This is a genomic window from Corynebacterium pygosceleis, from assembly GCF_016595275.2.
Taxonomy (GTDB): Bacteria; Actinomycetota; Actinomycetes; order Mycobacteriales; family Mycobacteriaceae; genus Corynebacterium; species Corynebacterium pygosceleis.
On the sequence record NZ_JAENIQ020000002.1, the window covers coordinates 419042 to 432713 of the forward strand.

A 13672-nucleotide genomic window follows, 5' to 3' on the forward strand; every position below is an offset into this window, starting at 1 on the left:
CCGGATCAGCTGTCGTGGCCGTAGGAGTCGATCTCGGCGTCGGGGATGGTCAGGATCTCCGGGCCGTCCTCGGTGATGACGAGGGTGTGCTCGAACTGGGCGGTGAACTTTCCGTCCCGGTTGGCCACGGTCCAGCCGTCGTCCCAGATGTCGTAGGGCAGGTCACCGATGTTGATCATCGGTTCCACCGTGAGCGTCATGCCGGGTTCGAGGATGGTGCGGTCCTCCGGGTTGTCGTAGTGCACGACGACGAGACCGTTGTGGAACGTCGGGCCGACACCGTGGCCGGTGAAGTCCCGCACCACGGAGTACCCGAAGCGTTTCGCGTAGGACTCGATCACCCGCCCGATGACGTTGATCTCGCGGCCGGCCTTCGCCGCCCTGATGCCCCGCATCGTGGCGGTGTAGGTGCGCTCGACGAGCAGACGGTGCTCCTCGCTGACGTCCCCGGCCAGGAAGGTGCGGTTGGTGTCGCCGTGGACACCGTTCTTGTAGGCGGTGACGTCGATGTTGACGATGTCGCCGTCCCGGATCACCGTCGAGTCCGGGATGCCGTGGCAGACGATCTCGTTGAGCGAGGTGCAGCAGGACTTCGGGAAACCCCGGTAGCCCAGGGTCGACGGGTAGGCACCGTGGTCACACATGTATTCGTGGGCGATGCGGTCCAGCTCGTCGGTGGTCACACCCGGGGCGACCGCCTGCCCCGCGACGGCGAGCGCGTTCGCGGCGATACGGCTGGCCTCCCGCATGGCCTCGACGGTCTCCGGGGTCTGGATCAACGGTTCACCGCACGCCTCCCTGACCGTGTCCCGCCAGACGTATTCCGGACGCTCGATGTGCTTGGGTACCGTGCGGACGGGGCTCTGTTTTCCGGGGGTCAGGCGTGCGCGTGCGTTAGACATGCCCACCATCGTAGCGCTGCCGGCGGGCGGCGCGACGGGCAGGTGCCGGTGCACCGAACTTTCCGGGATCCGTGTGGTCCGGGGCGCCGACGACACGCACCTAGAGGTACGGCGGCGGGACCGCTGCAACGTCGGAGCCGCCGGGGGTCGGAGCTTCCGGCGCGACCGGTGCGGGGGCTTCCTCAGGTAGCGGAGTCTCCTCCTCTTCGCGGGCCCGCGGGCGCGCCGCATCCCGCGGAGGCAGCAGGGACGGGTCGTCGAGGGCCCGGAAGAAGTGGTCGGTGATGGCCACGGACGTCTCCGACCCACCACCGAGGACGACCAGTGTGGCGAAGGCGATGTCGTCGTCGCGGAAACCGGCGAACCAGGCGTGGGAACCGCCCGCGATCTCCGCCTCACCGGTCTTGCCGTGGATCGCTCCCCCGGCCCGCATACCGCGCGCGGTTCCGGTGGTGACCACCTGGCGCATCATGCGCTGCAGTCCCTCGATGGCGGCGGGACTGGGCGGGTCGACCTGTTCGCTGACGGTGGTTTCGTGTCCGTTGATGAGCACGGGCACGGGGGTGTGCCCCGTCGCCGCGGTGGAGGCGACGAGTGCCATGCCGAAGGGGCTGGCGAGATCCCGGCCCTGGCCGAAGCCCGCCTCGGTCCGGTCGACGAGTTCCTCCCCGCGCGGAACGGAACCGGTCACGGTGCCCAGCCCCTCGATGGTGTAGTCGAGTCCCAGACCGAACCGCTTCCCGACATCCTGCAGTTCACCGGGTTCCAGACGGGCGGAGATGTCCGCGAAACTGGTGTTGCAGGACGCCGCGAAGGCACGCTCCAGCGGCACCGAACCGAGGGAGAAACCGTTGTAGTTGTTGACGATACGGTGACCGATCTCCATCGCCCCCGGGCAGGGCACGATGCTGTCGGGGGTCAGTCCCTCATCCATCATTCCCGCGGTCGCGGTGATGATCTTGAACGTCGACCCGGGCGGGTACTGGCCCATGAGCGCGACCGATCCGTCGCGGTCGGCTTCGGCGGTCTGCGCGATGGCGAGCACCTCTCCGGTGGAGGGACGCATGACCACCATCATCGCCTTCATCTCCCCGCGCAGATCGACCGCGGCCTGGGCCGCGCGCTGGACCCTGGTGTCGAGGCTCACCCGGACGGCGGGCGCCGGTGTCGGGGCGTGGGTCTCCAGGGTGTCGATCTGCGCGCCGTACGCGTTGACGATAGCGACCTGCCAGCCACGCTCCCCGTCGAGATCGTCGTTGACGATACGTTCGACCCGGGAGATGATGTCGGGCGCGAAGTCACGGTCGGTGCGGACCATCGCGGCCTCCGGGTTCACCGTCACGGCGTCGACGCCGTCGAGGGCCTCCACAACCTTCGGCCCCTCGATCTCGTTGACCAGTCCCACGGAGTACATGCCCGTGGCACGGCGGAGGTTGTCCGCGAGTTCGTTGGCGTTGACGGTGGAGACACTTCGGTCACGGGAGTGCGCCGCATCGAGTGCGCGGGCGACGGTCCGGGCCGTGGCGTCCGGGTCCTTGAGCCCTTTCGCGTTGACGAGGACCCTGTAGGTGGTTCCGGGCTCCAGCAGTGCGACACCGTCACCGCTGATGACACGTGCCCGTTCGGCGTTGATCGCACGGAGTTCGAGGTGCTGGTTCGCTCCCAGCCTGGGGTGGAGGAGGTTCGGCCGCCAGCGGATGAGCCACTCTCCGCCGACCCTGCTGAGGGACATGCGCGACGGGTAGCGCAGTTCACGGTCGCGGGGAAGGGACCAGTCGACGGTGAACCCGGCGGTGGCGGTGTTCTCCCCGGTGGACAGCTCATCGAGTTCAACCCCGATTCCCTCGGCCTGCAACCCCTCGAAGGACTCCCGCAGCATGTCCGCGGCGGACACGGGATCATCGGTCAGGGCGCCCGCGGCGTCGAAGTCGCCCTCCGAGACGGCGGCGAAGAAATCCTCGACCGCACCGTCGACCGGCGGCGGTTTGGGGGTGCAGCCCACCAACCCGACGGCAACCATCATGATCACCGTGAGCAGCGTGGACGTCTTCTTCATGGGGTTCAAGGTAGCAACAGGACCGTCCCGGGGGACGGAACCTCACGGCGTGCCGTGACCGGAACCACCAAGTTGTGACGGATGGGACTGCCGGATAGCCGTGTGGCGCACAGAAAAGCGTGCCGACACCCCGGGGGGGCATCGGCACGCGGTCCCGGTGGGCAGGAGGGTCAGGAGGTGACCTTGACCTCGGGGGACCCGCTCACGCTACCTTCCTCGAGGCCGAGTTCCTCGGCGATCTTCATCGCCTCCTCGATCAGGGTCTCGACGATCTGCGACTCGGGCACGGTCTTGATGACCTCACCCTTGACGAAGATCTGGCCCTTGCCGTTGCCGGAGGCCACACCGATGTCGGCGTCACGGGCCTCACCGGGACCGTTGACGACACACCCCATCACGGCCACACGCAGCGGGAACTCCATCCCGTCGAGAGCCGCCGTGACCTCTTCGGCGAGCTTGTACACGTCGACCTGGGCACGTCCGCAGGACGGGCAGGACACGATCTCGAGCTTGCGCGGACGCAGGTTCAGCGACTGCAGGATCATGTCACCGACCTTGATCTCCTCCTCCGGCGGAGCGGACAGCGACACCCGGATCGTGTCACCGATGCCCTCGGCCAACAGCGCGGAGAACGCCACCGAGGACTTGATGGTGCCCTGGAACATCGGGCCGGCCTCCGTGACACCGAGATGCAGCGGATAATCACACTGCGCGGCGAGCTGCCGGTAGGCCTCGACCATGATCACGGGATCGTGGTGTTTCACCGAGATCTTGATGTCCCCGAAACCGTGTTCCTCGAAGAGGCTGGCCTCCCAGAGAGCCGATTCGACGAGGGCCTCCGGGGTGGCCTTGCCGTACTTCTCCATGATCCGCTTGTCCAGCGAACCGGCGTTGACGCCGATGCGGATGGGGATCCCGGCGGATCCGGCCGCGAGCGCGACCTCCTTGACCCGACCGTCGAACTCCTTGATGTTGCCGGGATTGACGCGGACGGCCGCGCATCCGGCGTCGATCGCCGCGAAGATGTACTTGGGCTGGAAGTGGATGTCGGCGATCACGGGGATCGGCGACTTCTTCGCGATGATCGGCAGCGCCTCCGCGTCGACCGGTTTGGGGCACGCCACACGCACCATGTCGCAGCCCGTGGCTGTGAGCTGGGCGATCTGCTGCAGGGTGGCGTTGATGTCGTGGGTCTTCGTGTTCGTCATCGACTGCACCGAGATCGGGTGGTCCGATCCGACGCCGACGCTCCCGACCATGAACTGCCGGGTCCTGCGTCTCGGGGCGAGCACCGGCGGCGGCGCCTCGGGCATGCCGAGTCCGATGGGGATAGTCACAGTGAAAGAACTCCTTGTCGCGCACCGCCTGCAGGTCGGTGCTCGTGGGTGGGATACGGGTGGGTCGTCGGGGTCGATGGTAGCACCGGGCGGGAGACCTGTCCGGCCAGGGGATCCTCCGTCAGATGATCGGTCAGCCGGGCAACCGGATCGGATTGACCACGTCGGCAGCGATGACGATCATGCCGACCGTCAACAGAACCGCGGCGACCGCGTAGGTCAGCGGCATCAGCCCCCGGTAGTCCGCCGGGCCGCCCGGGGGCAGGCCCCGCAGCCTCCGGACCGCGTCCCGGAGCTTCTCCCAGACGACGACGGCGATGTGCCCGCCGTCCAGGGGCGGGAGCGGCACGACATTGAACAGCGCGAGGAAGAAGTTCAGGCTGGCGAGCATCATCAGGAATGTCGCCCATTCACTGCGCTCGGCCAGTTCACCGCCGATCCGGGTGGCACCGACGACACTGACGGGCGAGTCCTGTTCACGTTCGCCACCGACCACGGAGGCTGCGACCCCGGGGATCTTCGCGGGGAAGGAGATCAGTCCCTCGACGGTGCCGGAGAACATCAGACCCGCGAACCTCAGCGAGGCGCCGATCCCCTCCACCGGACCGTAGGAACGGAACACGTTCGCAACCGGCGCCCGGGAGACGCCGATCGCCCCGACGGTGACCTCCTCCCCCGCGGTGTTGATCCGGGTGGCCTCCGCGACGACGACCGGCACCGCGCGGGACACCCCGTCACGTTCGACGGTGAGTTCAACGGTGTCACCGGGCTTGCCCATGACGGTGTCGCGGAGCTCGATGAAGGTGTGCACCGTCCGCCCGTCGACGGCGGTGATCCGGTCACCGGCACCGATGCCCGCCTCAGCGGCGGGCCCCGGGCCGGAACAGGGGACGAGTGTCCCGTCGGGGTTCTGGGCCGGGGCGACACAGGCGGTTCCGTCGACCGTCGGGGTGAGATCCACGTCCGGATCCGGGATACCGGCGGTCACGGCGACCGTGTAGATCAGCACGAGACCGACGAAGGTGTTCATCACCACGCCACCCGCGAGGACCGCGATGCGCTGCCACGCGGGCCTCCGCCACATCGCGAGCGGTTCCTCCTCCGGCGTGAGCGGATCGTTGGCTGTCATGCCCGCGATGTCGCAGAACCCACCGAGCGGGACGGCCTTGAGACCGTAGGTGGTGTGGCCGCGTGTGAACTGGCCGACGGTGGGGCCGAAACCGATGAAATACCGCCGCACCCGCATGCCCAGCAGCCGGGCGACACCCATGTGCCCGGCCTCGTGCAGTGCGATGGTCAGCGCGATACCGAGGGCGAAAAGAATGACGCCCAGCAGATAACCCACGGTGAGGTCACTCCCCTTGCATGTCTGTCAGTGGTCCCGGATAGGGTCGACCGCCTTCTGCGGCGCCCCAAGTTTCGCACAGCGGTGGCCGGTTCACCGTTTCCCGTCGAGGATCCGGCCGGCCAGGCCGCGTGCCCGCCGCTCGACGTCGAGGACGTCATCGACCGTGCCTGCGGGTCGGGCGAACTGCGGGGCACGGTCGAGGACCTCGGCGACGGTGTCGACGATCTCCGGGAAACGGATCCTCCCGGAGAGGAACGCCGCGGCGGCCTCCTCGTTGGCGGCGTTGTAGACCGCCGGCCAGGTTCCCCCCGCCGAGACGACCTGCGCGGCGAGTTTCACCGCGGGGAAGGAGGTGTGGTCGACGGGTTCGAAATCCCAGGAGAAGGAACCGGTGAAGTCGAGGGCGGGTTGGGCACCGGGCACCCGGTTCGGCCAGTCCAGTGCCATCGAGATCGGTAGCTTCATCGACGGCGGCGACGCCTGCGCGATGGTCGCACCGTCGACGAAGGTGACCATCGAGTGCACGATCGACTGGGGGTGGACGACGACATCGATCCGGTCGCCGGGGATCCCGAACAAGAGCGACGCCTCGATGAACTCGAGCCCCTTGTTCACCAGGGTCGCCGAGTTCAGGGTGTTCATCTGCCCCATGGACCAGGTGGGGTGCGCGGCCGCCTCCTGCGGTGTCACATCCATCATCTGGCTCCGTGTCCTGCCCCGGAACGGCCCACCCGAGGCGGTGAGCACCAGGCGGGAAACCTCCCGGCCGATACCGGACATGAGGCACTGCGCCATGGCGGAGTGCTCGGAGTCGACGGGAACCAGCTGGCCGGGTTTCGCGGCACGGAGAACAAGGTCACCACCGGCGACCAGCGACTCCTTGTTGGCCAGGGCGAGCACGGCCCCGGAGTCCAGGGCCGCCAGTGTCGCCGCGAGCCCCATCGAACCGACGAGAGCGTTCAGGACCGTGTCCGCCTCCACGGCCGCGACGAGGTCCCGGGCCGCATCGGGTCCGGCGATCACCGTTCCACCGAGGGCACGGGACACCTCCTCCGCCGCGGCGCCGTCGGCGACGGCCACCCGCCCGGCGTCGAGGCGCAGCGCCCGCGCCTGCGCGATGATCTGCGCGGGGTCGGAACCTCCCGCCGCGATCCCGACGACCTCGAAGGCGTCCGGATTGGCGTCGATGACCTCGATGGCCTGGGTTCCGATGGAACCGGTACTTCCCAGAATAAGAACGCGTCTGCTCACCCCGCCCATTGTTCCATTGATCTGATGCGGATGCGGAACCGGCCGACCTCCCCTCATCCAACTTTCCGCTACACCCGAAAGGGGCGGGACCGGCCGGACTTTTCAGCGGACGGTGGGACGAATCCAGGTTGTTCCGGGGATTTTCGTGTTGATTTGTCGCATCCCGCCGCCTGCCGGCCGGTTTCGAGTCGCCGTCGGCCAGCCGATGTGAGATGATGACGTCAACAGAATGCGATTTCGGTATGTGCGCTTTATCCCATAAGGAGTTTGACGTGTCTGGTTCCGACCACAACGTTCCCCAGATCCACAACGGAGTGTCAACGCTCGACGAGCCCTCGGCCGCCTGGGGCTGGCACGGTCTGAGCCGTAACGCCATCCAGATCTCCGGCTGGATCTCGGTCGCCTTCCTTCTGGCCTACCACTTCGGCAACCACCGCGGACACGTGGAGACGATCTGGCTGTTCTCCATCACCGCACTGATCGTGATCGGACTGCTGCTCAACCTGTTCCAGCCGAAGCTGAACCAGGTCCGTACGGTCACCGCACGCAACAAGCCGATCGATCACGTCGAACCCGACTGGGCCCACGATCAGCACAATCTCACCGGCGCATACGCGGACCTGACCGATTCGCAGCTGCGTTCCCTGAACATCGACCCGGCCACCGTCCCGGGCCGCGCGGGACGTCACGCCATCGACTCCTAGGCCACCCCGCACCGACCGCGATCCGGATCCGGATCGCGGTTTTTTCATGCGCGCACATCCCGGACACCGTCACATCACGCACTCACGGGCGGTCCTCGCCCACACTTTTTCACCCCCGCCGGAGCCAACGGCGACCCCGGAGTGTAACCCACCTCACCTCCGACATCGCACCATCCACCGCCCGCAGAGCCCGGTACGGGTGACATCGGATCACCCCCTGTCGAAAACCTGTCGGCGACGTCGTGTTCACTTCCGCTTAACCGAGCCTATATTGTGGCGTCAGACACACCCGTACCGTCACACCGCCGCCCGATTCATCCGTCCCACCGCGAACACACCGTTTCCACGACACGCGGATGACGTCGAACAAGGAACGCCCGACATGATCAAGTACCTGCTGAAGAAGACCGTGAGTTGGGTCGGCATGATCTTCATCGCCGTCAACATCACCTACTTCCTGGCATCGGGGTTCCTCAACCCCCGGTCCAACTACGCGGAACGCCGGCCTCCAGTCCCCGAGGAACGCGTCGATGCGATCCTCACCCCGTTGAACCTCAACGACAAGACACCGCTCCTCGAACGGTGGTGGACCTGGCTCACCGACATCCTGTTCCACTGGAACTGGGGAACCTCCCCCATCGGTGACGCGGTCAACGAACAGATCTCCTACCGGGTCTGGGTGTCGGCACGACTGATGCTGCTGGCCACCGCGCTCTCCGTCATCATCGGCATCTCGATCGGCGTGTACACCGCCTCACGCCAGTACAGGGCGGGCGACCGATTCTGGCAGTTCACCTCGATCTTCACGATGAACATCCACATCGTCGTCGCGACACTGATCGTGGTCTGGGGCGCCATCAGGATCAACCACGCGGCCGGACGCAACGTCTTCTACGTCACCGGGGCCTCCTCCATCGGCGTGGAGGGGTTCTGGCCGTCGGTCATCGACCTCGCCCAGCACCTGATTCTCCCCACCGTGTCACTGGTCATCATCTCCTACGCCGGATACCACTTCCTCCAGCGTTCCCTCCTCCTGGACAACATCAACGCCGACTACGTCCGTACCGCACGGGCGAAGGGACTCACCAGGGGGCAGGCGGTGCGTCGGCACGCGCTGCGCACCTCGATCATCCCCGTCGCGACGACCGTCGCGTTCTCCATCCCCGGGATCTTCACGGGAGCCGTCATGACCGAGACGATCTTCGGCTGGCAGGGAATGGGCCAGTACTTCATCCAGACGATATCCAGGAACGACATCCACGGTGTCGTGGCGGTCGCCGCGTTCGGCGCGGCGATGACCGCCATCGGCGCGATTCTGTCCGATGTCTTCGTGGTCTTCCTCGATCCCCGAGTGAGGGTGAGCTGATGCACAAGAGATACCGCAACAACGGAAACGACGAGACGGAGAACCTCGGTGGCACCGTCGGCCCCACCGCCGACATGACCATCGCCTCCCAGCCTTTCGCCCAGTCATCGACGGTCGCCGAGGCGCAGGCCGACGGCGAGGAACACCATCCACGACTCAGGGGACTGGACCCGGACCTCCCCACCGGAACCCCCGCGGCCACCAACAGGCCGATGGGCAAAGCCCGGCTCTACAGCAGGAGATTCCTCCGCAACAGGATGGCCGTCATCGGGCTCGTCATCTTCACCGGGCTCATCCTCCTCGCCGTCATCGGTCCCTTCACCACCGCATGGGCCTACGATGACCCGGACTTCCTCGCCCTGTCGACACCACCGGACGCGGAACACTGGTTCGGGACGAACTCCTCCGGCAACGACCTCTACGCGATGACCGTCCACGGCCTCGGCAGATCCCTGACCATCGCCCTGCTCGTCTCCATCGGGACGACCGTCATCTCCGCGTTCGTGGGAACCTCGGCGGCACTGTTCGGCGGTAACGCGGAGAAGGCGATCCTCGGACTGATCCACTTCCTGCTGGTCATCCCCTCCTTCCTCATCATCGCGCTGCTCGTCGCGGGATCGGGCGGTGACTGGAAGCTGCTCACCGTCGTGCTGATCGCCTTCGGCTGGACCTACTTCGCCCGCGTGATCTGGTCCATGGCCCTGTCACTGAGGGAGCGGGAGTACGTCCGCGCCGCACGGTACATGGGGGTCAGCCCCCTCCGGATCATCATCCGGCACATGATCCCGAACATCGGTTCCCTCCTCATCATCAATCTCACGCTCGGAGTCGTGTCCACCGTCATGAGCGAGACCGGCCTGTCGTTCCTCGGCCTCGGGGTGAAGATCCCCGACGTCTCACTCGGAACACTCCTGTCCACGGGCGCCAACGCCCTCGAATCATCACCGTGGGAGTTCTACTTCCCGGCCGCAGTCCTCACCATGCTCACCGTCTCCATGGCGTTCATCGCCGACGGTCTGCGTGACGCCCTCGACCCCAACTCCGCAGCAGGAGGCACCGCATGAGCCAGTCACCCGTGCTCACCGTCCGCGACCTCAACGTCTCCTTCCCCTCCGAAGCCGGCACGGTCGAAGCCGTCCGGGGCGTCGACTTCGACCTGTACCCCGGGAAGACCCTCGGCATCGTCGGGGAATCGGGCTCCGGCAAATCCGTGACCTCCATGGCCATCATGGGCCTGCTGCCCACGTACGCCGCGATCAGCGGATCCGTACGGCTCGACGACCGGGAGATCCTGGGACTGTCGGATGCGGGGATGTCACGGATCCGGGGCAACGACATCGGCATGATCTTCCAGGACCCGCTGTCCGCTCTCACCCCCGTCTTCGACATCGGGACCCAGATCGTCGAAGCCATCCGGGCGCACCGTGACGTCCCCCGGAAGAAGGCGTGGGCCGAGGCCGTCGAGCTCCTCGACCTCGTCGGGATCCCCGACCCCGCCGCACGGGCGAGGGCCTTCCCCCACGAATTCTCCGGTGGCATGCGGCAGAGGGTCGTCATCGCGATCGCCATCGCGAACAAACCGAAGGTCCTCATCGCGGACGAACCCACCACGGCCCTCGATGTGACCATCCAGGCGCAGATCCTCGACCTCATCAAACTCGCGCAGAAGGAGACCGACGCCGCGACGATCATGATCACCCACGACATGGGTGTCGTGGCGGGAACCGCCGATGACGTCCTCGTGATGTACGCGGGGCGTCCCGTGGAGAAAACCGACGTCTACACACTCTTCGACGACCCCAGGATGCCCTACACCGTCGGACTGCTCGGATCCATCCCGTCCCTCGCCGCCACCGAGAAAACCGCCCTGACCACCATCGAGGGCTCCCCTCCGGTCGTCGTCGACCTTCCCGACGCCTGCACCTTCGCGCCCCGTTGCCCCATCGCGATCCCCGCCTGCCTCGACCGTGAACCCACGCTCACCGAGGTCCGCCCGGGGCAGCAGGCCGCCTGCGTACGCAGTTCCCGCATCTCCGGACGTACCCTGGACGGTGACCCCATCTTCCCCGTGCCTCCCCGCCCGGAGGAGATCCTGGGTCACGTTCCACGCGAGGAACGCGACACGGTGCTCGAGGTCCGGAACCTCGTCAAGACCTATCCACTGATGAAGGGGGCACTGCTCAAACGCCGGGTCGGCTGGGTGGAGGCGGTCAAGGGCCTCACCTTCGACATCAGGGCCGGCGAGTGTTTCGCGGTCGTCGGAGAATCCGGCTGCGGAAAAACCACCACCCTCCTGGAACTGATGGAACTCAATCCGGACGACGAGACGACCATCATCCTCAACGGAACGGACACCTCGCGCATCTCACGCCGCGAGCGGCGACTCCTGCGCAGGGACATCCAGATCGTCTTCCAGGACCCGATGGGCGCACTCGACCCGAGACTCACCGTCTCCGAGATACTCAGGGAACCCCTCGACGCGCTCGGATGGGACGGCGACAAGGATGACCGGGTCTCCGAACTCATGTCCCTCGTCGGACTCAACCCCGAACACGTCGACAGGTTCCCCGGGCACTTCTCCGGTGGCCAACGGCAACGCATCAGCCTCGCACGCGCACTGGCGGCCAACCCCAGCCTCATCGTCCTCGACGAGCCGGTGTCCGCACTGGACGTCTCCATCCAGGCCGGCATGCTCAATCTCCTCGACGAGCTCAAGGCCCGACTCGGGATCTCCTATCTCTTCGTGGCCCACGACCTGTCCGTGATCCGGCACATCTCCGACCGCGCCGCCGTGATGTACAAGGGCACCTTCGTCGAGCACGGCCCGACCGATGAACTCTTCGACAACCCCCGGCACCCGTACACCAGAGCACTCATGTCGGCGATCCCGGTCCCGGATCCCAGGATCGAACGCAACCGGACCCGGATCACACTCGACGAGACGTACTCACAGATCACGACCTGACCGACAGCCGGAAGCGGCCGGTGGTCCTGTCCACCGGCCGCTTCCCCACCATCCGACGACGGGACCGCACACCACCGCGTCCCGGAAAGTCGCCGTCAGCGTTCCTCGGCGGCGAGCTGGCCGCACGCCGCGGCGATCTCCTGGCCCCGGGTGTCCCGGACCGTACAGGCGACGCCCTGTGCCGCGACGCGCCGCACGAACTCGTTCTGCCGGTCCCTCGGGGATGCGTCCCACTTCGATCCCGGGGTCGGGTTCAGCGGGATCAGGTTCACGTGGACACGCGACCCCAGGGCGTGCCGGAGTTTCTTGCCGAGCATGTCCGCACGCCAGTCGTGGTCGTTGATGTCACGGATCAGCGCGTACTCGATGGACACCCGGCGTCCGGTCCGGTCAGCGTAGTACCGGGCGGCATCCAGGACCTCGTCGACGGACCAGCGGTTGTTCACCGGGACGAGCGTGTCCCGGAGTTCGTCGTCCGGGGTGTGCAGCGACACCGCGAGCGTCACGGACAGCCCCTCGTCGGCCAGCCGCCGGATGGCCGGGGCGAGACCGACGGTCGACACAGTGACGTTGCGTTGGGAGATGCCGAAACCACCGGGGTTGGGTTCGGTGATCTGCCGCACGGCGTGGACGACCCGCCTGTAGTTCGCCAGGGGTTCCCCCATCCCCATGAACACGACGTTGGAGAGCCTGCCGCCCTCGTCACGCATCGTGGCGGCGGCGGCCCGCACCTGATCCACGATCTCCCCGGTGGAGAGGTTGCGGTCCAGTCCCCCCTGTCCGGTGGCGCAGAACGGGCACGCCATCCCGCATCCCGCCTGGGAGGAGATGCAGAGTGTCGCACGGTCCGGGTAGCGCATCAGGACCGATTCGAGGAGGGTGCCGTCATGCAGCCGCCAGAGGGTCTTGCTGGTCTGTCCCGCGTCACAGCTGATACTGCGCACAGACGTCATCATGTCCGGGAAGAGCGCCTCCCGGACCGTGTCGCGTTGCGCGGCCGGGAGATCCGTCATCGTGCGCGGATCCGCTTCCAGTCTCCCGTAGTAGTGGCGGGCCAGCTGATCCGCACGGAATCTGGGTAGACCGAGGTCCTTGAGGGTCTCGATGCGACGGTCGGCATCGAGATCAGCGAAATGCGTGGGCGGCATACCCCTTTTCGGGGCGGCGAAAACCAGGGGTAATTCCTTCGTCATAATTCCCCCATCATTGCATGCCGCAGCCCGATCGGTGGAACCGTGGGTTGTGTATCCCACCCCGGCATCGTTGAATGGGGGTATGACCCGAAACAACGAGGCCGAGTCCTCCCCCGACACAACTCCGACGCCTGACGCGTCGAACCAGGTTCCCGCCTATCCCGACTCCGCTGCTTCGACGTCCCCGAAGGTGCCCTCCGTCCCGGACGGCCCGGGCACGAAACGCCGCACACTCGCCGGGAGCACGTGGGTCTCGATGATCATCGGGGCCCTGCTGCTGATTCTGCTCCTCGTCTTCATCATGCAGAACCAGCACACGGTCGATCTCACCCTCTTCGCCTGGGAGTTCACCGTGCCCGCCGGGGTCGGCGTCCTCCTCGCCGCGATCGCCGGTGCGCTCATCATGGCGCTCGTCGGAGGGGTCCGCATGCTGGAACTGCGCCGTGAACTGAAGAAACTGCGCTGAGTACCGGTACCTTCACGCGCGTACGCCCCCGCCCGGTCGACCGGGCGGGGGCGTACGCGCGTGAAGGTGTGCTGCGCCGGGGTG

11 protein-coding genes are annotated in these 13672 nt (G+C 66.7%); 5 read left to right on the top strand and 6 right to left on the bottom strand.

The genetic code is table 11. From position 1 onward, the window contains the following. Positions 1 to 5: 5 nt before the first annotated feature. The 5 genes from map to dxr all read right to left on the bottom strand — a co-directional run bounded on the left by map (position 6) and on the right by dxr (position 6903). Positions 6 to 911, bottom strand: a complete 906-nt coding sequence (gene map / locus JIM94_RS05200) for a type I methionyl aminopeptidase (protein WP_200255469.1) — start codon at positions 909 to 911, stop codon at positions 6 to 8. Between the two features lie 91 nt (positions 912 to 1002). Then, a complete protein-coding gene (locus tag JIM94_RS05205) occupies positions 1003 to 2958 on the bottom strand; it encodes a penicillin-binding transpeptidase domain-containing protein (protein ID WP_200255471.1) in 1956 nt (651 codons plus the stop codon). 170 nt (positions 2959 to 3128) lie between these two features. After that, complete coding sequence (gene ispG, locus JIM94_RS05210) at positions 3129 to 4271, bottom strand: flavodoxin-dependent (E)-4-hydroxy-3-methylbut-2-enyl-diphosphate synthase (protein ID WP_200255620.1); 1143 nt, start codon at positions 4269 to 4271, stop codon at positions 3129 to 3131. Positions 4272 to 4428: 157 nt separating this feature from the next. Beyond that, positions 4429 to 5640, bottom strand: a complete 1212-nt coding sequence (locus tag JIM94_RS05215; protein ID WP_200255473.1) for a site-2 protease family protein — start codon at positions 5638 to 5640, stop codon at positions 4429 to 4431. A gap of 93 nt (positions 5641 to 5733) precedes the next feature. Next, a complete protein-coding gene (dxr, locus tag JIM94_RS05220) occupies positions 5734 to 6903 on the bottom strand; it encodes a 1-deoxy-D-xylulose-5-phosphate reductoisomerase (protein WP_200255481.1) in 1170 nt (389 codons plus the stop codon). Between the two features lie 263 nt (positions 6904 to 7166). Here dxr and JIM94_RS05225 point away from each other — a divergent pair, with 263 nt between their 5' ends. The 4 genes from JIM94_RS05225 to JIM94_RS05240 all read left to right on the top strand — a co-directional run bounded on the left by JIM94_RS05225 (position 7167) and on the right by JIM94_RS05240 (position 11929). Further along, positions 7167 to 7598 (top strand): DUF2631 domain-containing protein, encoded by a 432-nt coding sequence (locus JIM94_RS05225; RefSeq protein ID WP_200255483.1) that lies wholly within the window; start codon positions 7167 to 7169, stop codon positions 7596 to 7598. Positions 7599 to 7980: 382 nt separating this feature from the next. Beyond that, positions 7981 to 8964: an ABC transporter permease gene (locus tag JIM94_RS05230; RefSeq protein ID WP_200255485.1), complete on the top strand. Its 984-nt coding sequence runs from the start codon at positions 7981 to 7983 to the stop codon at positions 8962 to 8964. Continuing rightward, on the top strand, positions 8964 to 10028 hold the full coding sequence (locus tag JIM94_RS05235; protein WP_200255487.1) for an ABC transporter permease: 1065 nt from the start codon (positions 8964 to 8966) through the stop codon (positions 10026 to 10028). The genes JIM94_RS05230 and JIM94_RS05235 overlap by 1 nt, the downstream gene beginning before the upstream one ends. Further along, on the top strand, positions 10025 to 11929 hold the full coding sequence (locus JIM94_RS05240; RefSeq protein WP_200255489.1) for a dipeptide ABC transporter ATP-binding protein: 1905 nt from the start codon (positions 10025 to 10027) through the stop codon (positions 11927 to 11929). Before JIM94_RS05235 ends, JIM94_RS05240 begins: the two co-directional genes overlap by 4 nt. 95 nt (positions 11930 to 12024) lie before the next feature. Here JIM94_RS05240 and rlmN read toward each other — a convergent pair whose 3' ends face one another. Then, a complete protein-coding gene (rlmN, locus tag JIM94_RS05245) occupies positions 12025 to 13122 on the bottom strand; it encodes a dual-specificity RNA methyltransferase RlmN (protein ID WP_200255492.1) in 1098 nt (365 codons plus the stop codon). 82 nt (positions 13123 to 13204) lie between these two features. On the opposite strand from rlmN, the gene JIM94_RS05250 reads away from it, so the two are divergent. Then, positions 13205 to 13588, top strand: a complete 384-nt coding sequence (locus tag JIM94_RS05250) for a LapA family protein (RefSeq protein ID WP_200255494.1) — start codon at positions 13205 to 13207, stop codon at positions 13586 to 13588. Positions 13589 to 13672: the final 84 nt, after the last annotated feature.

What these genes read in the sequence shown, in the direction of transcription:
- ispG (WP_200255620.1), bottom strand. Translation starts at nt 4,271, where the DNA reads ATGCCCGAGGCGCCGCCGCCGGTGCTCGCCCCGAGACGCAGGACCCGG.
- rlmN (WP_200255492.1), bottom strand. Translation starts at nt 13,122, where the DNA reads ATGACGAAGGAATTACCCCTGGTTTTCGCCGCCCCGAAAAGGGGTATG.
- JIM94_RS05240 (WP_200255489.1), top strand. Translation starts at nt 10,025, where the DNA reads ATGAGCCAGTCACCCGTGCTCACCGTCCGCGACCTCAACGTCTCCTTC.
- JIM94_RS05250 (WP_200255494.1), top strand. Translation starts at nt 13,205, where the DNA reads ATGACCCGAAACAACGAGGCCGAGTCCTCCCCCGACACAACTCCGACG.
- map (WP_200255469.1), bottom strand. Translation starts at nt 911, where the DNA reads ATGGTGGGCATGTCTAACGCACGCGCACGCCTGACCCCCGGAAAACAG.
- dxr (WP_200255481.1), bottom strand. Translation starts at nt 6,903, where the DNA reads ATGGGCGGGGTGAGCAGACGCGTTCTTATTCTGGGAAGTACCGGTTCC.
- JIM94_RS05205 (WP_200255471.1), bottom strand. Translation starts at nt 2,958, where the DNA reads ATGAAGAAGACGTCCACGCTGCTCACGGTGATCATGATGGTTGCCGTC.
- JIM94_RS05235 (WP_200255487.1), top strand. Translation starts at nt 8,964, where the DNA reads ATGCACAAGAGATACCGCAACAACGGAAACGACGAGACGGAGAACCTC.
- JIM94_RS05230 (WP_200255485.1), top strand. Translation starts at nt 7,981, where the DNA reads ATGATCAAGTACCTGCTGAAGAAGACCGTGAGTTGGGTCGGCATGATC.